General features: G+C 43.7%; 15 protein-coding genes. 10 read left to right on the forward strand and 5 right to left on the reverse strand.

Translation table 11 applies throughout. The features are described from left to right. Positions 1-86: 86 nt before the first annotated feature. Entirely contained in the window at positions 87-4175 is a 4089-nt protein-coding gene (locus AC2HW8_RS02745) for an alpha-amylase family glycosyl hydrolase (protein WP_484327115.1), read from the forward strand. Between the two features lie 162 nt (positions 4176-4337). Here AC2HW8_RS02745 and AC2HW8_RS02750 read toward each other — a convergent pair whose 3' ends face one another. Both AC2HW8_RS02750 and AC2HW8_RS02755 read right to left on the reverse strand, forming a co-directional pair. After that, positions 4338-4847, reverse strand: a complete 510-nt coding sequence (locus tag AC2HW8_RS02750; RefSeq protein ID WP_015523082.1) for a flavin reductase family protein — start codon at positions 4845-4847, stop codon at positions 4338-4340. Positions 4848-4897: 50 nt separating this feature from the next. Then, entirely contained in the window at positions 4898-5263 is a 366-nt protein-coding gene (locus tag AC2HW8_RS02755; RefSeq protein WP_484327116.1) for a type II toxin-antitoxin system HicB family antitoxin, read from the reverse strand. Positions 5264-5713: 450 nt separating this feature from the next. On the opposite strand from AC2HW8_RS02755, the gene AC2HW8_RS02760 reads away from it, so the two are divergent. From AC2HW8_RS02760 to AC2HW8_RS02800, 9 genes are all read left to right on the forward strand, one after another. Beyond that, the gene (locus AC2HW8_RS02760) at positions 5714-6937 is read left to right on the forward strand and encodes an argininosuccinate synthase (RefSeq protein WP_015523080.1); all 1224 of its coding nucleotides are present in this window, start codon (positions 5714-5716) and stop codon (positions 6935-6937) included. A gap of 340 nt (positions 6938-7277) precedes the next feature. After that, positions 7278-8654: an argininosuccinate lyase gene (argH, locus tag AC2HW8_RS02765; RefSeq protein ID WP_015523079.1), complete on the forward strand. Its 1377-nt coding sequence runs from the start codon at positions 7278-7280 to the stop codon at positions 8652-8654. Positions 8655-9365: 711 nt separating this feature from the next. Next, positions 9366-10403, forward strand: a complete 1038-nt coding sequence (gene argC, locus AC2HW8_RS02770) for an N-acetyl-gamma-glutamyl-phosphate reductase (RefSeq protein WP_021883823.1) — start codon at positions 9366-9368, stop codon at positions 10401-10403. A 12-nt stretch (positions 10404-10415) separates the two neighbouring features. Beyond that, entirely contained in the window at positions 10416-11642 is a 1227-nt protein-coding gene (argJ, locus tag AC2HW8_RS02775) for a bifunctional ornithine acetyltransferase/N-acetylglutamate synthase (protein ID WP_484327117.1), read from the forward strand. Between the two features lie 52 nt (positions 11643-11694). After that, positions 11695-12546: an acetylglutamate kinase gene (gene argB, locus AC2HW8_RS02780; protein ID WP_015523076.1), complete on the forward strand. Its 852-nt coding sequence runs from the start codon at positions 11695-11697 to the stop codon at positions 12544-12546. Positions 12547-12732: 186 nt separating this feature from the next. Beyond that, on the forward strand, positions 12733-13155 hold the full coding sequence (locus AC2HW8_RS02785) for a GNAT family N-acetyltransferase (RefSeq protein WP_015523075.1): 423 nt from the start codon (positions 12733-12735) through the stop codon (positions 13153-13155). 15 nt (positions 13156-13170) lie between these two features. Further along, positions 13171-14343, forward strand: coding sequence for an aspartate aminotransferase family protein (locus tag AC2HW8_RS02790; protein ID WP_242956371.1), 1173 nt, complete (start codon positions 13171-13173; stop codon positions 14341-14343). Continuing rightward, the gene (gene argF, locus AC2HW8_RS02795) at positions 14343-15272 is read left to right on the forward strand and encodes an ornithine carbamoyltransferase (protein ID WP_021883827.1); all 930 of its coding nucleotides are present in this window, start codon (positions 14343-14345) and stop codon (positions 15270-15272) included. The genes AC2HW8_RS02790 and argF overlap by 1 nt, the downstream gene beginning before the upstream one ends. Positions 15273-15476: 204 nt before the next feature. Continuing rightward, on the forward strand, positions 15477-16181 hold the full coding sequence (locus AC2HW8_RS02800; protein ID WP_181979546.1) for a YoaK family protein: 705 nt from the start codon (positions 15477-15479) through the stop codon (positions 16179-16181). Positions 16182-16249: 68 nt separating this feature from the next. Here AC2HW8_RS02800 and AC2HW8_RS02805 read toward each other — a convergent pair whose 3' ends face one another. Genes AC2HW8_RS02805 through AC2HW8_RS02815 form a run of 3 tightly spaced genes read right to left on the reverse strand, consistent with a single transcriptional unit; the run spans position 16250 to position 18486 of the window. After that, positions 16250-17008, reverse strand: coding sequence for a heparan-alpha-glucosaminide N-acetyltransferase domain-containing protein (locus AC2HW8_RS02805; RefSeq protein ID WP_294036706.1), 759 nt, complete (start codon positions 17006-17008; stop codon positions 16250-16252). Between the two features lie 3 nt (positions 17009-17011). Further along, the gene (locus AC2HW8_RS02810) at positions 17012-17758 is read right to left on the reverse strand and encodes an ABC transporter permease (RefSeq protein ID WP_303998546.1); all 747 of its coding nucleotides are present in this window, start codon (positions 17756-17758) and stop codon (positions 17012-17014) included. Further along, positions 17758-18486 (reverse strand): ABC transporter ATP-binding protein, encoded by a 729-nt coding sequence (locus AC2HW8_RS02815; RefSeq protein WP_484327118.1) that lies wholly within the window; start codon positions 18484-18486, stop codon positions 17758-17760. Before AC2HW8_RS02815 ends, AC2HW8_RS02810 begins: the two co-directional genes overlap by 1 nt. Positions 18487-18519 lie beyond the last annotated feature (33 nt).

The following is an 18519-nucleotide window of genomic DNA, read 5'->3' on the forward strand; positions in this document are numbered from 1 at the left end:
TTTTTGTGAGAGTTTTGTGATAAAATCAAATTGTCTAGGGATGTTTGACCCTACGTTTTAAAAGCTTTGAAAGGAGTAATCAAACAATGAAAAAAAGAAGTATGAAGAGAGCGCTCAGTGCCGTTTTGACACTTTGTATGGCTCTCCCCGGTGCTTCCGTAGCATTTGGTTCGGCAAGTGCTGCAACAGTTTCCGATGACAGCAGCACATCTGCATCATCAACTGCCGCAGGTTCACTTGTTGAAGATGACGGCTTTACATGGGATAATGCCAATGTGTATTTCCTGCTTACCGACCGTTTTAAGAACGGAAACACCGCAAATGACCATTCATACGGCAGAACACTTGACAAGGACGGCAAACCGCTTGACGGCTGGGATACAAACCCCGGTACATTCCACGGCGGCGACTTTGCAGGTGTTACTCAGTCAATTGAAGAGGGCTATTTTGACAACCTCGGTGTAAACGCAATTTGGATCTCAGCTCCGTATGAGCAGACCCACGGCTATTGTGATTCAGGTAAGGGCTTTGCTCACTACTCATATCACGGCTACTATGTTCTTGACTATACCGAAACCGATGCAAACTTCGGTACAAAAGAGGAGTTCAAAACTCTCGTTGACACAGCGCATGAGCACGGTATCAGAGTTATCATGGATATCGTAATGAACCACACAGGCTACAACACCGTTGCAGATATGGAGCAGTTCGGCTTCGGTACTCTCCTTGACGGTGCGTTAGACTTCAAATACAAGCTCACAGATGTAGGTGAAGTAAACGACCACATTGACTATAAAACATCAGAAGAAGACTGGGGCAAATGGTGGAGCAATGACTGGATCCGCAGCGGTCTTCCCGGATATACAGAGGGTGCCGGCGGTGATCTTACAATGTCACTCAGCGGACTTCCCGACTTCAGAACAGAGCAGACAAAGGATGTTACAATTCCTCCGATCCTCAAAACAAAGTGGACTCAGGAAGGTACATATGCTCAGAAGGTCGCAAAATACGGTGAATCAAACACAGTAACAGGCTACCTTTCAACCTGGCTTTCAGAGTGGGTTAGGGAGTACGGTGTTGACGGTTTCCGTTGCGATACTGCAAAGCATGTTGATAAGGCTTCTTGGAACCAGCTCAAGCAGGCTTGTGTTTCTGCTCTCAGAGAGTGGAGATCCAACAACAAGGGCAAAGCAGGTGCTGACTGGAAAGAAGATTTCTGGATGACAGGCGAGCATTGGGATCACGGTGTAGGCTACGACACATACTATTCCGAGGGCGGCTTCGACTCAATGATTAACTTCGCAGTTACAGGCGGCGGTGCTCTTGCAAGCGGTAGTGTTGCAAACACATATCAGGGCTATGCAGACAAGATCAACACAAAGGAAGGCTTTAACGTTCTTTCATTTATGTCATCACACGATGAAACACTTACCCGTGGCGATGAGAACACAATGCTTTACAATGCGGCTGCATTCCTCCTTCTCCCGGGCGGAGTTCAGATTTTCTACGGTGACGAAACCAACCGTCCTCTCTATCCCGGCGTTGCATTTGACGGTTACGGCGGATCGGGTCATGCACTCAGAAGTGATATGAACTGGAACGACATGGACAAAACTCTTCTTGCTCAGTGGCAGAAGGTTGGTCAGTTCCGTAACAAACATGTATCCATCGGTGCCGGCTCAAATGTTAAGCTCTCAGCTACAAGCGGTGTTGCTTTCGGCCGTACATACGATAAGAACGGCGTAACAGATCAGGCAGCTGCAGTAATCGGCTGTAACAAAAATTCAAGCGTAACTGTTGATGTTTCAACTCTTTGGGAAGACGGCAGTTATATAATCAATACTTATGACAACTCATCTTCAGTTGTTACTGACGGTAAGGTAACATTCAACAGCGGTGTAAACGGCACAATCCTTATGGAAAATGCTGACGGTCAGCCGCTCGTATCAATCACAGGCGAGCCGAAGTTCTACGGCACAGAGCAGGTTACTGTTTCTCTTAAGGAATGCGACAGCGCAAAGGTTTCTGTTGACGGCGGTAACAAGTTTGTTGTTAAGGACGGCGACACATTCACAATCGGTCAGACAGCTTACAAGAACGATACAATCGAAGTAACTGTTGAAGCTACAAACGACAAGGCAACCTCAGAGGCTAAATTCACATTCCTCAAGCTCGGCGAAAATGACGAAAGACCTACAACCAGCCCGACACAGAGCACAACTGTTCCCGGTCCGACAGCAAGTCAGACATCAAAGCTTACAATCAAGAGCACAGCAGGCGCTCCGAATGTTTACGCTTGGACAGGTGCAAGCACAGCACTCAACGGTGCATGGCCGGGTCAAAAGGCAGCAGCCGTTTCAGGTCAGGCAAACACATATGAACTCACACTTCCTGTTTCAGCCGACAAGTCATTCAGCGTTGTTCTCAACAACGGCAGCGGCTCACAGTCAGGCGATATCACAGGTCTTTATGACGGTGCTGTTCTCGAAATTCAGAACGGCAACTACACATCGGTTAAGACAGTAACTAAGGGCAACCAGCAGGGAGGCGGCGGCGAGCCAGAGCCTGCAGAGGGTTCTGTTTCCGTAACAATCAAGCCTTACAGCCCATCTGCAAGCTACAAAATCTATGCTTGGAATGATACACAGAAGCTCACAGGCGCATGGCCGGGCGTTGCTCTTACAGAAAAAGATTCTGACGGCAACTATGTTGTTAAGTTCGATAATGTTGACGAAGTAAGCATTATTCTCAGCAGCGGTTCAGGTCAGACAGCAGATATCACAGGCGTTAGAGACGGCGCTACAATCGAAATTACAAACGAAGGTTGTACAACATACAAGCTTACATCAAAGCCAATCGTTGTTTCACCTTATGAATCACTCAAGAAAGAAGCAAGAAAGATTCTTGCTATGACAGCATCAGACTACACAGCAGAGAGCTGGGCAAATGCTCAGAAGGTTCTCAAGTCAGCCGAGGCTATGATTAAAGCAGGCGAAGACGCTACAACAGCTGAAGATATGAATGCTATGATTGCAGACCTCAAGTCAGCTCAGAAGGCACTTGTACTTGCTCCTGCAACACTCACATATGCAGTTGCAGGCAAGAGCGTTGTATCAGGTGTTACAGCCAGCGCTGCAAAGGTAACTGTTACAGTTGACGGTAAAACATATACTGCTACTGCAGACGATGTTACAGGCGCATTCACAGTTGCAACATCAGCTCTCAAGAAAACAAGCACAATCAAGGTTGACGCAACAAGAAACGGTGTAAACGGCACATATTCATATGCTATGAAGAACGGCGACATCGAGAGCGGCATTGTTCCGACAAGTCCGATCCCACCGACACAGCCGACAACTTCAGCTCAGCCGACTACAGCTACACAGCCAACTACAGCTACTCAGCCGACTGCACCTACACAGCCGACTGCACCTACACAGCCTACAACAGCTACAGAGCCGACTACTGCTCCTGCACAGAAGCTCACAGTAAACGCTACTTCAAATTACTTTGGTTCTGCATCAAAGACAGTAAGCACTGACGGCAAGAAGGTAACTGTTCTCTACAAGCTCAACTCAAACATGGGCGTTGTTGACGGACAGTGGGCTGTTAAGTATGATTCAAGCAAGCTCAAATTCAACATGGCTGATAACAAGGCAGACGGCAAGCAGACAATCATGCCTTCACAGTCAAACCTTATTCACAATGCTTACAGCAATGTAATTAAGGGTATATTTACTAACCCACAGGTACCTACTCAGTACAACGGAGATACATTTATCTCACTCACATTTGAGGTTATCGGTTCAGGTACTGCAAGCGTATATCTTGACACACAGTACCTTACATTAGGTTATGTAAAGGGCAACAAGCTTAATCAGGCATCTGTTGTAAATAACAGCAAGGTTTGCGATGTAACAGGCATTGCAGGCTTTGAAAAAGTATCAGTAAACGCATCAACGGTATTTGTCGGCGATGTAACCCTTGGTGATGTTAACATGGACGGCGATATCACAGTTTTTGATGCAACCGAAGTTCAGAAGTATGTTGTTCAGCTCGTTGCATTCACAAACGACCAGTTTACTGCTGCCGATGTTGACCATGACAGCACAATCACAGTTAAGGATGCTACTACTATTCAGAAGTTTGTTGTAAAACTCATCAGCAACTTTTAATAAGTTTTAAAGCAATTGACATATCGTTCCGTTTAGTCGATATAGTAAGGAATGTCCCTCACAAAATGTGAGGGACATTTTTTGTACAGTTTTTTAAATAGAAAATGGCAGACAACCGTGTGATTGTCTGCCATTTTGTCATGATGAATTTAAAATTACCGATTATACTTTTACAAGAACCTTTGTAATTTCGCTGATGTACATTTTATGGAAGTCGTTGTCATACCACTTGTCAACGCTTTCACGGTCGGTAATGCTTTCGGCATTAAGACTTTGTGCGTACATTTTTTTGCATTCAAGAACAAGCTTTGCCTCTTCAAAATATACAGAGCCGTTTTCCGTAAACGCAGGAGTAAGACCTGTTTCCTTTACCTTGTCATAATCCTTACCGCTCTTTGAACCGCAGAATTTGAGGGCATCTCTGTACTTTTCATCAAAAAAGCTCATTGTATAGCGGTCGCCGTTCTCCATAAACGCAAATGTATATCTCTGCGGACGAATAAAGGTGAATACAACGGGCTTACCCCACATAATGCCTACACCGCCCCAGCTTATCGTCATTGTGTTGAATTTTTCCCTGTCGCCTGCCGTAACAAGCGCCCAATCATCACCGATAAGCTTAAACGGACTTTCAACAATTTCTTTCGGATTTATCTCTTTAAAAGCTGACATATAGATCTTCCTTTCAACAATTGTGTTTTATATAATATGCTTTCAAAATTCTATTTTGAATAGACTGCATCATTTTTTGCCAGAAGATAGACACAGTATTGATTCATACTTATGCCCTCTTTCTTTGAATGTTCGGAAAGTGAGCGGTGCAGACTTTTCGGGATTCTCAGCTTGAATTGTCCCGAATATTCTTCAAGGCTGTCGGGTTCGTGAATTACAACTCCGCTTTCAAAGGCGGCTTCAAACCAGGCTTTTTTAGCGTTCTCTGCATTTGCAACAGCCGATTCAATCGTATCACCGCAGGCTATGCAACCCGGAAGCTCGGGAAATGATACAACAAAACCGCCCTCGTTCCTGTCCTCGACAATTTCCATACGATATGACATTGCAAGATAATCGTTAAGTGTTTTCATCATCTTTCGCCTCACTTTCAACAATTTGTCTTAATGCCTGTTTTCGTATTTCCAAATAATATTATATATGGTATCACATACGGTGTCAACAGGTTTTTGAAGTGATTTCAGCGGTTTTCACAAAATAAAAAATATGCAAAATGGGTGTATATGTATGTATGAATATGCATAAATGGATGAATAAAATGAATATTCATTTTTTGTGCATATATGCATTTTTCAGAAATTCAGGGGGGAATGTGACATATCAACCGCCAAAAACACTGATAATACAGCGAAAACAAAGCAGATTTCGGTCAATTTGTACCCAAAAATGCAAATTTGAAAAAACATTGAATATTTATTCAAAAAACACTTGATTTTTTGAAAACAGAGTGTATAATGTAAGAGTAATAAAAATTAAGTAAAGGAAACACCGACATAAAGTGTTTCCAAATTCCGGAGGAATCAAAAATGGCTGACAATAAGATTAAAAAGGTAGTTCTTGCATATTCAGGCGGTCTTGATACTTCAATCATCATTCCGTGGCTTAAAGAAAACTACGACAACTGCGAAGTTATCGCTGTTTCGGGTGATGTTGGTCAGGGTACAGAGCTTGACGGTCTTGAAGAAAAGGCTATCAAAACAGGCGCATCAAAACTTTACATTGAAGACCTCAACAAGGAATTTGTTGACGAATATATCATTCCCACAGTAAAAGCAGGTGCTGTTTACGAGGGCAAGTACCTCCTCGGCACATCTTTTGCCCGTCCTATCATTGCAAAAAGACTCGTTGAAATTGCAAAGGCCGAAGGTGCTGACGCAATTTGTCACGGCTGTACAGGCAAGGGTAACGATCAGGTTCGTTTTGAACTTGCTATCAAGGCTTACGCTCCCGATATGAAGATTATTGCTCCTTGGAGAACATGGGAATTCAAGAGCCGTGAAGATGAGATTGAATATGCTGAAAAGCACAATATTCCGCTCAAGATTAACCGTGAAACAAACTACTCAAAGGATAAGAATCTCTGGCACTTGAGCCACGAAGGTCTTGACCTTGAGAATCCTGCAAATGAGCCGATGTACAATAAGGAAGGCTTCCTTGAACTCGGTGTTTCACCTGAGCAGGCTCCCGATAAGGCAGAATATGTAACTCTTACATTTGAAAAGGGTGTTCCCACAAAGCTTAACGGCGAGGCTATCGACAGCGTTGAACTCATTAAGGAACTCAACAAAATCGGCGGCAGAAACGGCGTCGGTATCACAGATATCGTTGAGAACCGTCTTGTTGGTATGAAGGCTCGCGGCGTTTATGAAACTCCGGGCGGTACAATCCTCTATGCTGCTCATGCAAAGCTTGAGGAAATCTGCCTTGACAAGGACACACTCCACTACAAGCAGAATGTTGCAAATGCTTTTGCAGAGCTCGTTTATGACGGCAAGTGGTACACACCTCTCCGTGAGGCTCTCTCAGCTTTCGTTGACAGCACTCAGGAGTATGTAACAGGTGATGTAAAACTTAAACTCTATAAGGGCAACATCATTGATGCAGGCGTAACAAGCCCGTATTCACTCTATGACGAGGAAATTGCTACTTTTGACGAAGATCAGGTTTATGACCAGAACGACAGTGCAGGCTTCATCAACCTCTTTGGTCTTCCAATCAAGGTTCGTGCAAAGAAAGGCCTTATCAAATAATTGAATTTTTGATTTGCATACATAATCGGGGGCAGGGAATTTCTCTGCCCCGATAAGTGTTTATTACACCTTTTTATTTTTATGCGATTTCATGCGTTTAATCCCTATATTTTGGTGCAAAGAAAGCCGTTTCTCAATTGTAGCGGCGTTCAGCGAACGCCAATCGTTTTGGTCGTAAAACCAAAACGAACAGATGTGAATATATAATTGCATAACAATAAGCAGATGAATTGAATTAAGTCGAAACGATTGTACAATCGTTTCGATTGGCAATCAGTGATTGCCGCTACTGTATGGCAGTCGATTTGCCCATACAATCTATATGTAAGGAGAAATAATAATGCAGCTTTGGAAAGGACGCTTCAAAAAGGAGCTTTCAAAAACCACTAACGATTTTAACAGCTCGATTTCATTCGACAGCAGAATGTATAAAGAAGACATCGAGGGCAGCATTGCCCACGCAACAATGCTTGGCAGATGCGGCATTATTAAAGAAGAAGAGGCAAACGATATCGTAAAAGGTCTTAAAGGCATTCTTGCTGATATCGAAAACGGTACTCTGCACATTGATATGGAGGCTGAGGACATTCACACCTTTATCGAGGGTGAGCTTACCAAAAGAATCGGCGACAACGGCAAAAGGCTTCACACCTCAAGAAGCCGTAACGATCAGGTTGCAGTTGACATCAAGCTTTACCTCAAGAAAGAGGTTGTCAATGTAAAAAATCTCGTTGTAGGTCTTATTAAGGTTATTGCCGACAAGGCTGAAAAGTACAGCGAAACCGTTATGCCCGGTTACACTCACCTCCAGAGAGCACAGCCGATTACCTTTGGACATCATCTCCTTGCTTACGGTGAAATGCTTTTGAGAGATGTTTCAAGACTTGAAGACTGCCTTAAAAGAATGGACGAAATGCCACTCGGTTCATGTGCGCTTGCAGGCACAACATATCCGATTGACAGAACAATCACAGCCGAACTCCTAGGCTTTGACAGAATTACAAACAACTCTCTTGACGGTGTTTCCGACAGAGATTACTGCATCGAATTTGCATCGGTGCTTTCGATAATAATGGTTCACCTCTCAAGATTTTCAGAGGAAATCATTATGTGGTGTAGTTGGGAATTTAAATTCATTGAACTTGATGACGCTTTTTCAACAGGATCATCAATTATGCCGCAGAAAAAGAACCCCGATATTGCAGAGCTTGTTCGTGGTAAGAGCGGCAGAGTTTTCGGTGACAATATGACGCTCCTCACAATTATGAAGGGTACTGCACTTGCATACAACAAGGATATGCAGGAGGACAAGGAGGCTATCTTTGACGCACTCGACACGGTTAAAATGTGCCTCACAGCCTTTACTCCCATGCTCGACACAATGCGTGTCATTCCCGAAAATATGAGAAAAGCCGCAGCCGGCGGTTTCATCAACGCAACAGACTGTGCCGACTGGCTCACAAAGAACGGTGTTCCGTTCAGAGATGCTTACAAGGCAACAGGCGAACTCGTTGCAAGATGTATTGAACTCGGTACAGACCTCGAAAATCTTCCAATGGACGAATACAAAAAGGTTTGCGATGTGTTCAACGATGATGTTTACAGTGCAATTTCACTTGAACGCTGTACAAACGAGCGTACAGTATTCGGCGGTCCTGCATCGGCAAATGTAAAGGCTCAGGCTAAGCGTGTTGCAGAAATCGCAGAAAAACTGTAAAAAATAAAATAACACTCCGAATTAACGGAATGTTTCAAATAATTTAATAAATAAACAAACTCAATGCCGATAAACCCGATTTTCGGGTTTGTTGGGGTTGTAGGGAAGTTAAGGCGGTTGACACTCCCAAATGAATGGGGGTGATATGTATGACTGAAACGGTATTACTCGTAATTTTACTCGTAGCACTTGCAGAAGTCACTAAGGAACCACTGAATAAATCACATTAGAATATTGTTTGCACATCTTGCTGGCATATTTCTCGCCATATTGTTCAAAAAATCCTCGTAATGCGACAGCATTACTGTGGTTTGTTTGCTCAATCTGACAAGAAATCTGACGGTGCAATATGCACAAACGATTTAATCAGTGATTCCTTAAAACATAAAAAAATAACCGCCCGACGCTCTACTTTCGGACGGTTATTACACCAGACAAAGTAGGTCAACCGCTTTAAACGGTTTTCCCTGTAGCCTTATTATATAGTATATGCAAATAAAAGTCAATATGAATTGACAGAGATATAAAGTACGGCGAGCCGCCGTTTCCGGTTCGTGTAGAAAGTTTGCAGTATTAAAAGCATATTCTGCCCGAGCGTAATATTGAAATTGTGTGTGCAAATCCGTGGTATTGAGAAAACTTTATGTTTTGTCAGAATGTTTTTAAGCAACAGGAACAATATATAAATTTACAATAGATTAGGTGATAGCAATGAAAATAAAAGCAGGTATTGTCGGTGCAACCGGCTATGCAGGTGCAGAGCTTGTAAGACTTCTTACCGCTCATCCCGAGGCTGAAATTTCGGCAATCAGCTCTGTTTCCTTTGAGGGTGACAAGCTGAGCGATGTTTATCCGTCTTATACATTTTTGAACGATATGGTTTGTGAAAATCAAGACGCCGTTGTTGAAAAGAGCGATGTTATCTTTGCCGCTCTTCCACACGGTCTTTCACAGGAGCTTGCCGCAAAGTGCATTGATGCAGGCAAGGCATTCATCGACCTCGGCGCTGACTTCCGCCTTGAAAGCGAAGAAGAATACACCGAATGGTACGGCGGAACTTTTCTTGACAAAAAACTTCACGAACAGGCAGTTTACGGACTTCCTGAATTTTTCAGAGATAAAATCAAGGGCAAAAAGCTTGTTGCGAATCCGGGTTGTTACACAACCTGTTCACCGCTCGCAATTGCTCCTGCAATTGTAAACGGACTTGTCAGCACAAAGGGCATCATTTGCGACTGCAAAAGCGGTGTTACGGGTGCCGGCAGAAAGCCAAATCAGGGCAACCACTATCCCGAACTTAACGAAGGATTCCATGCCTATAAGGTTGCAAGCCACCGCCACACTCCCGAAATTGAGCAGACTCTTTCAAAGCTTTCGGGCGAAAAGGTTATTATTACCTTTGTTCCGCACCTTCTCCCCGTAAACCGTGGCATTCTTGCAACTGTTTATGCCGACATCAAAGACGGTGTAACCTTTGAACAAATCAGAAAGGCTTATGAGGACTTTTACAAGGACGAATTTTTTGTAAGACTTCTTGATGACGGCAAATGTGCCGACATTCACAATATCAAATATTCTAACTTCTGTGATGTTTCAATTCACCACGATAAGAGAGCAAACAAGCTCGTTGCCTGTGCCGCAATCGACAACATGGTCAAGGGTGCCGCAGGTCAGGCTATTCAGAATATGAACATCATCTTCGGACTTGACGAAAAAACAGGTTTGGTAATTGTTCCGCCTGCATTTTAAGGGTGAATATCTATGGAAATCAAGTATATTGAAAACGGCTCGGTCACTTCCGCAAAGGGCTTTACAGCCAACGGAATTTGTGCCGGAGTCAAAGCATCTAACACAACTAAAAAAGACCTTGCGCTCATTTACTGCGACAAGGTTTGCAACAGTGCGGCTATCTTTACAAAGAACCTTGTAAAGTCCGACACTATATATGTTACTAAAAAACACCTTGAAAACGGTACGGCTCAGGCTGTTGTCGTAAATTCAGGCAATGCAAATGCCTGTAACCCTGACGGCTATGAAAAGGCTGAGAAAATGTGCAGTCTTGCCGCAGACGCTCTCGGTGTTGACAAAAACGATGTAATCATTGCATCAACAGGTGTCATCGGTCAGCCTCTCCCGATTGAACCCATTGCAAGCGGAATTGAAAAGCTCAAAGGCACGCTTTCAAAGGACGGCGGAATCTCTGCCGCAGAGGCAATTATGACAACCGACACCGTGAAAAAGCAGTGGGCTGTCGAAACGGTTCTTGACGGTAAAAAGGTTACAATCGGCGGTATTGCTAAGGGCAGCGGTATGATTCATATTAACATGGGTACAACTCTTTCCTTTGTAACAACCGATGCGGCAATTTCTTCCGAAATGCTCAAATCCGCACTTATCGAAGCCGCTGATGTCAGCTATAATATGGTAAGCGTTGACGGCGATACCTCAACAAACGATACCCTTGCAATTATGGCATCTGGTTATGCAGGCAACAAGGAAATCACAGAAAAGAACGATGATTACAAAACCTTTACAGCCGTTCTTACCGATGCATTCAAAAAGGTTGCAAAGAAGCTTGCAAAAGACGGCGAAGGTGCAACAAAGCTCCTTATCTGCAAGGTTGACGGTGCAAAAGACGATAAGAGCGCAAAGATTATTTCAAAGAGCATCATCTGTTCAAGTCTTGTAAAGGCGGCAATGTTCGGGGCTGACGCAAACTGCGGAAGGATCCTCTGCGCAATCGGCTACAGCGGTGCCGAAACAGATGTTAAAAAAATTGATGTTTCATATAAATCCGCAAAGGGTGAAATCCTTGTTTGCAAGGACGGCAACGGTCTTGTGTTTGATGAGGACAAGGCTAAGGAGATTTTGCTTGAGGACGAAATTGAAATTCTCGTGAAATTAGGTGACGGCAATGCATCTGCCGAGGCTTACGGTTGCGACCTTACCTATGATTATGTAAAAATCAACGGTGACTACCGCACATAATATGCGATTTGATTGTGTGAGCGGAAATCAACTACATAAAGGATTGAAGAAAATGGATGTTTCAAAGAGAGCCAAGGTACTTATACAGGCAATGCCCTATATCAAGAAATATTCGGGCGAAACAATTGTTGTAAAATACGGCGGAAACGCTATGATAAACGAAGAACTTAAAGCGGCAGTTATGAGCGACCTCGTTCTTATGCAGCTTGTCGGAGTCAATGTTGTGCTTGTTCACGGCGGCGGACCCGAAATCAATGCAATGCTCAAAGCCGTTGGCAAGGAAAGCAAGTTTATCAACGGTATGAGAGTGACCGACAAGGAAACTATCGACATTGTTCAGATGGTGCTTGCAGGCAAGGTCAACAAGAGCCTTGTTCAGCTCCTCGGCAGTCACGGCGGTAAGGCTATGGGACTTTGCGGTCTTGACGGCAGAATGCTCATGGCTGAAAAGCTTGTTACAGGCGCAGACCTCGGCTATGTGGGCGAGATTAAGGAGGTTAACCCCGAACCGCTCAACAACGCTCTTGCAAGCGGTTATATTCCGATTGTTTCAACCGTTGCAGGCGGTTATGACGGCAATGTATACAATATTAACGCAGACATTGCGGCATCGCAGATTGCCGCTAAAATCGGCGCAAAAAAGCTCATTCTTATGACAGATATCAGAGGACTTCTCCGTGATGTTCACGATGAGGATTCACTCATCCCAGTTGTCAATGTCAGCGAAGTTCCTATGCTCAAGCGTGACGGCATCATCAGCGGCGGTATGATTCCCAAGATTGATTGCTGTGTTGAGGCAGTCCGCAGCGGTGTAAACCGTGCCCATATCATTGACGGCAGAATCGAACATTCAATCCTGCTCGAGCTTTTCAGCGACGAAGGCATCGGTACAATGTTTTATTGATTAGCATTGCTGTTTTGCTGATTTGTAAAAACAGTAGAGGCGGTCATTGGTCGCTCGCTAAATAAAACTTTCTGTTTAACTTAAAATTTTTATTTGATAAAAGCAGTGTATTGTTTGTAGGGGAGAACCGCGTTCGCCCGCGGGAGCACACGGTTCGCCCCTACAGATTAGATTTTGGAGGGTGCAATGATTATACGAGAAATGACAATTGACGACTATGACGAGGTCTATGAGATGTGGCAGATTACCACAAAGCGTGCGCTCTCTAAGGCTGATGAAAGAGATCAGATGGAGCGTTATCTCAAGCACAACGCCGGTATGAGTCAGGTTGCCGTGGTTGACGGAAAAATTGTCGGAACCGTGCTTGCAGGTCATGACGGCAGACGGGGATTTATCCACCATATGGCTGTTCTGCCCGAATTCAGGCGAAAGAAAATCGGTCACGCTCTTGCACAGACCGCTATCCAAAAAATCCGTGAACAAGGCATCGACAAAACTCACATTTTCTGTTATCAAAACAACGAAACAGGTCAAAGCTTCTGGCGTGATTTCGGCTTTGAAAAGCGTGAGGATGTTTTTGTTTACTCCTTCAGCAACGATAAAATATGAAAGGGTGTGGCTAACTTGACTACAAAAGAGAAAGATTTAAAATATATTATGCACACATACGGTCGCTACGATGTTGCTCTCAAAAGTGCAAAAGGCGTTACCGCATATGACGAAAACGGCAAAAAGTACATTGATGTTTCATCGGGTATCGGTGTAAACAGCCTTGGCTATTGCAATGACGGTTGGGTTGAGGCTGTTTCAAAGCAGGCAGGCACAATTCAGCATATGTCAAACTATTTTTACTGTTCACAGGCAAGTGACCTTGCCGAAAAGCTTTGCACACTTACAGGTCTTTCAAAGGTCTGCTTTGGCAACAGCGGTGCAGAGGCTAACGAATGCGCAATCAAAATTGCCCGTAAGTACAGCTTTGATAAGTACGGCGAGGGCAGAAATGAAATCGTAACGCTTAACAATTCCTTTCACGGCAGAACTGTTACAACTCTTGCCGCAACAGGTCAGGATGTTTTTCATAACTATTTCTTCCCGTTTACAGAGGGCTTTAAGTATGCAGACGCAGACGATATGGACGCTCTGAAAGCAGTTGTTTCAGACAAAACCTGCGCAGTAATGCTTGAACTCATTCAGGGCGAGGGCGGTGTAAATATCCTCGATCCCGAATATGTAAAAGAACTTGTTAAGTATTGCAACGACAACGATATTCTCGTTATTGTCGATGAGGTTCAGACAGGCGTAGGCAGAACAGGCAAGCTGTTTGCTCATCAGAATTACGGTATCCTCCCCGACCTTATGACGGTTGCAAAGGGGCTCGGCGGCGGACTTCCTATCGGTGTTTGTATGTGCGGTGAAAAGCTCAAGGATGTTATGTCACCGTCAACTCACGGCACAACATTCGGCGCAAACCCTGTTGTTTGTGCAGGTGCAAACTATGTTCTTGACACAGTTGCAAATGACGAATTTCTTGCCGAGGTTGAGAAAAAAGGTCAGTATTTTGAGGACAAGCTCACAAAAATTGACGGCGTAAAGAGCGTTCGCAGAATGGGACTTATGATTGGTATTGAGCTTGAAAAGGGCGATGCACACGACATTGCAATCAAATGCGTTGAAAACGGCTTGCTTATTATCACGGCAAAAGATTTGCTCCGTATGCTCCCACCGCTTGTTATTGATTACAATGAAATTGACGAGGCGATTAATATACTCGAAAAAACAATAAAGGAGAACAACTAATGAAACACTTACTTAAACTTGAGGATTGGTCAACAGAAGAAATTATCAACACACTTAACCTTGCTGATCAGCTTAAATATGAGCAGAAACACGGCATTGAGCATAAAATTCTCAAGGGCAAGTCTCTTGGTATGATTTTTGAAAAGTCAAGCACCCGTACCCGTGTTTCATTTGAGGTTGGTATGACGCAGCTCGGCGGTTATCCGCTTTTCCTCTCATCAAATGACCTTCAGATTGGCAGAGGCGAGCCTGTTGAGGACACAGCCCGTGTTCTTTCCCGTTTTCTTGACGGTATTATGATTCGTACCTTTGAGCAGAAAGAAGTTGAGGCTCTTGCAGAGTACGGTTCAATCCCGATTATCAACGGTCTTACAGACTATTGTCATCCATGTCAGGTTCTCGCAGACCTTATGACAATTCGTGAATTCAAGGGCAAGCTTGAAGGACTCAAGATGTGCTTTATCGGTGACGGCAACAACATGATGAACTCGCTCATCGTCGGCGCACTCAGCACAGGCATGAGCTTCTCTGCCGCCTGTCCAAAGGATTATATGCCGCCTAAGCATATTATCGAGTTCGGTGAAAAGTACGGTAACGGCAAGTTTGAAATCGTAACAGATCCGCTTGAGGCCGCTAAGAATGCCGATGTTGTTTATACAGATGTATGGGCATCAATGGGACAGGAAGAAGAAAAGAAAATCCGTGAGGCAGCATTCGCAGGCTATCAGGTTAACAAGGAGCTTATGGCTGTTACAAACAAGGATTGTATGGTTCTCCATTGTCTCCCTGCACACCGTGGCGAAGAGATTACTGCAGATGTATTTGAAGAACACGCAAATGAAATCTTTGAGGAAGCAGAAAACCGTCTTCACGCTCAGAAGGCTGTTCTTGTTGAATGTATGGCAGATGAAATGCCTGAAAAAGTTTGATGACAGTTTGATTCTTTAAAACTTCATAAAAAGCAAAAAAGTCACATTGTACAACAGCAAGACAGCTGTTTTGTGCAATGTGACTTAATTTTTATTGCAAAACGGAGTATAATTCCATTGGGGGATAATAGCAAAATCAGAATTGCAGGTGTATAATTATGTTAAGCAATTACACGTTTTATGGCGAAAAAGGAAGTCTTTAAAATGACAAGAGAACAAAAACAGCATATTCTGCATTTTGCAGTCAGCTCTCTGGGCGGATTTATGGGCGGATATGCAATTTACAATCACTGTGATGTGTTCGGTAACGCACAGACAGCAAATATGATTCACCTTGTCAGCAAAATTTTTACGGGTGATTTTGAGGGCGTTGTGTTTATTGTCATCGCTCTCCTTACATATATTCTCGGCAATGTTTTCTTTGTAATTGCCGACCGTTTTATTAAGCTTGAAACCAAAACCGTCAGCCTTATTGCAAGTGCGGTTGCACTTCTGATTATCGCAATTTTTCCGAATATTTCAAACAACTACCTTGCAATTCTGCCGATTCTGTTCGTAACTCCTGTTTTGTGGAATTCATTCAGAACAGCCGGAAGTTATGTTACATCTCCGATTTTCTCGACAAATAACCTCCGTGTTGCAACGGTTTCAACATTCACGGGTATTATTGACAAGGACAAGGATATGAAGAAAAAGGCTAAATTCTATTGGCTTACGCTTGCAAGCTATCATATAGGTGTTGTCCTTGCCTGCGTTCCGAGCGTTTTTATCGGTGTGAACAGCATCTGGTTCGGCTTTGTAAGCATTGCCCTTTCAACAGCTTCATATATGTGGCTCTGCGGTGTGTTTGACAGAGAAGAATCCTTTGCAGCATCCGAAGGCTTAGCAGCACAATCGGAAATAATTTAAAATGAAAAATAATGTCGGCGGTACACCTCCGACATTATTTTTTTGTTTATAACTTTCAATCGGCAAAGTCACATTATCAACATCAAAACCCCCATAATAACAGGCTGGTGGGCAAGATAAATCCACAGGCTGTATTTGCCGATTTTGTCAAAAAGCGGAATTTTGAATTCAAAATATTTTGCAAGATTTTTTTGTGCTATGAAATTCCAAAGATAAAAGCCTGCCGTAAAGAGGAAAATCCACGGAATAATCGGGAAATAGTCTGCCGACACAAAGTCGGACGAGGGGAATCCCAGAAATGCAAGGTACTTACACGAATAGAGAAAATCGGGCAATTTTACGATATCCAGCCCGAAAAATCCGACACAGCCTTTTTGCAAATCATACGAAACCGCATACAACAAAAGTGAAATCAACGCTCCCGACAGGGGGCTTATTTTTTTGAGGTTATCCGAAAGAACGGAAACAATCATCATTGAACAGCCTATCAGATTCAGTACACCGAACCATACCGCCTGATTCGGTTCGGCTATCACTGTAACGCAGGTAACGGCAAAGCCCGCAAGATTTAAAAGAACACCTCTTTTTATGCCGTTCCCCGAAAAGTTAAGGCACATTCCCGAAAGCAGTATGAACATTACGCAGATACTGCGTTCCCAGACCGCTGTCATGGGATAAAAGTACCAGCTTGTGTTAAGTCCGTACATCATAAAAATATCGTAGCATAAGTGAAACGCAACCATGCTGACGGTTGAAATTCCACGCAGAGAGTCGAGAAGATAATATCTTTTGTTTTCTTTTAACAAGGCTTTACCGTTTGGATTCATCAATTATTTATTCCTTTTCATCATAACGGAAAAGACGACCACAGCCAGAACAAGCAACACAACCGCATATCCGCAGACGGAGATAAGTTCGGGCATAATGTCCGAATAGTTGCCCGAAATTGCATCTCTTGCGGCGTTTACGGCATGGGCAAAAGGAAGTGCGTTTGCAAGGTTTTTGAACCAACCGCCGACCATTGCAGTATCGAACCAAATGTTTGAAAACCATGCCGAAAGGTTTGTGAGCAATGCACCGCAGATTCCGCCGACAGCCTTTTCATTCAGAAGTGTGCCAAGCAGAAGTCCGAGCGAGATAAACACAATTGCAATCGGAATGTTTACCGCAAGCATAAGCAAAATGTTCACGCTGACCTCAAGTCCGAGGAAGAACGCAACAACAACACATACGGCACTCTGCAAAATTGCCATTGGCAAAAGCGGAAGTGTGTAGCCGATAATAAACTCGTGTGCTTTGAGCGGAGATGTGAACAATCTCATCATAAAGCTTGTTGTTCTGTCCTTTGCAATGAGCATTGACGAGAACAGCGAAATAAAGCTCATTCCGAAAACCGTAATACCGGGCGTCAGCTTGTCGATGTTGAACATTGTCATCTGAGCCTGTTCGGGGATTGCCGAATTTATTGCCGACAACAAAAGAAGAAGTACAACGGGAAATCCGAGTCCGAAACAGAATGTCAGCGGATCACGGAGAATTTCCTTTGTATTTCGTGAAGCAAACGCAGTCAATCTCATTACAACGCACCTCCGTTTGTCAGCTTTACAAAAGCCGACTCAAAATCTTTTTCGCCCGAAATGGCAATAAGCTCATCGGAAGTACCCTCAGACACAAATTTGCCGTGAGCCATAATACCGATTCTGTCGCAGAGTGCAACAGCCTCTTCAAGATAGTGCGTTGTGAGAATAACGGTAATTTTACCCTTGAGCTTTTCAATCTCAACCCAAAGGCTGTGTCTTGCAATTACGTCAAGTCCGAGCGTGGGTTCGTCAAGAAAAAGTATTTTCGGTTCTGAGATAAGTGCCATTGCAATGCTCAATCTTCTCACCTCACCGCCCGACAGCCTTTTAGCCTTGCGGTTTTCAAATTCCCGCATGGAAAAGCGTTCGATAAGCTCGCTTGCTTTGGCTTTTGCAACTTTCTTTGAAAAGTCGTAAACCTCTGCCATGAGTTCAAGATTTTCTCTTGCGGTAAGGTTCATTGCCGCCGCACTTTCCTGCGGTGAAATTCCGATAATCTGCTTTACCGCTGCTCTGTCGGTTTTTATGCTGTGACCGAGAAGCTCTGCCTCACCCGATGTCGGCATAATAAGCGTTGTGAGCATTTTCATTGTTGTTGTTTTTCCTGCACCGTTGACTCCGAGCAAACCGTACATTTCGCCCTCGTTGATTTTAAGGTCAAGGTTTGATACAGCCGTTTTTTCCTTATATTTTTTTGTAAGTTTTTCTGTTTTTATTGCGTACATATTTTCTCCTCAATTCAGGATAAAAGGGATTCA

This window comes from Ruminococcoides sp., assembly GCF_057037865.1.

Bases quoted from the DNA above. Each gene is read 5' to 3' on its own strand.
- AC2HW8_RS02745 (WP_484327115.1), top strand. From the start codon at position 87: ATGAAAAAAAGAAGTATGAAGAGAGCGCTCAGTGCCGTTTTGACACTT.
- AC2HW8_RS02750 (WP_015523082.1), bottom strand. From the start codon at position 4,847: ATGTCAGCTTTTAAAGAGATAAATCCGAAAGAAATTGTTGAAAGTCCG.
- AC2HW8_RS02755 (WP_484327116.1), bottom strand. From the start codon at position 5,263: ATGATGAAAACACTTAACGATTATCTTGCAATGTCATATCGTATGGAA.
- AC2HW8_RS02760 (WP_015523080.1), top strand. From the start codon at position 5,714: ATGGCTGACAATAAGATTAAAAAGGTAGTTCTTGCATATTCAGGCGGT.
- argH (WP_015523079.1), top strand. From the start codon at position 7,278: ATGCAGCTTTGGAAAGGACGCTTCAAAAAGGAGCTTTCAAAAACCACT.
- argC (WP_021883823.1), top strand. From the start codon at position 9,366: ATGAAAATAAAAGCAGGTATTGTCGGTGCAACCGGCTATGCAGGTGCA.
- argJ (WP_484327117.1), top strand. From the start codon at position 10,416: ATGGAAATCAAGTATATTGAAAACGGCTCGGTCACTTCCGCAAAGGGC.
- argB (WP_015523076.1), top strand. From the start codon at position 11,695: ATGGATGTTTCAAAGAGAGCCAAGGTACTTATACAGGCAATGCCCTAT.
- AC2HW8_RS02785 (WP_015523075.1), top strand. From the start codon at position 12,733: ATGATTATACGAGAAATGACAATTGACGACTATGACGAGGTCTATGAG.
- argF (WP_021883827.1), top strand. From the start codon at position 14,343: ATGAAACACTTACTTAAACTTGAGGATTGGTCAACAGAAGAAATTATC.
- AC2HW8_RS02800 (WP_181979546.1), top strand. From the start codon at position 15,477: ATGACAAGAGAACAAAAACAGCATATTCTGCATTTTGCAGTCAGCTCT.
- AC2HW8_RS02805 (WP_294036706.1), bottom strand. From the start codon at position 17,008: ATGAATCCAAACGGTAAAGCCTTGTTAAAAGAAAACAAAAGATATTAT.
- AC2HW8_RS02810 (WP_303998546.1), bottom strand. From the start codon at position 17,758: ATGAGATTGACTGCGTTTGCTTCACGAAATACAAAGGAAATTCTCCGT.
- AC2HW8_RS02815 (WP_484327118.1), bottom strand. From the start codon at position 18,486: ATGTACGCAATAAAAACAGAAAAACTTACAAAAAAATATAAGGAAAAA.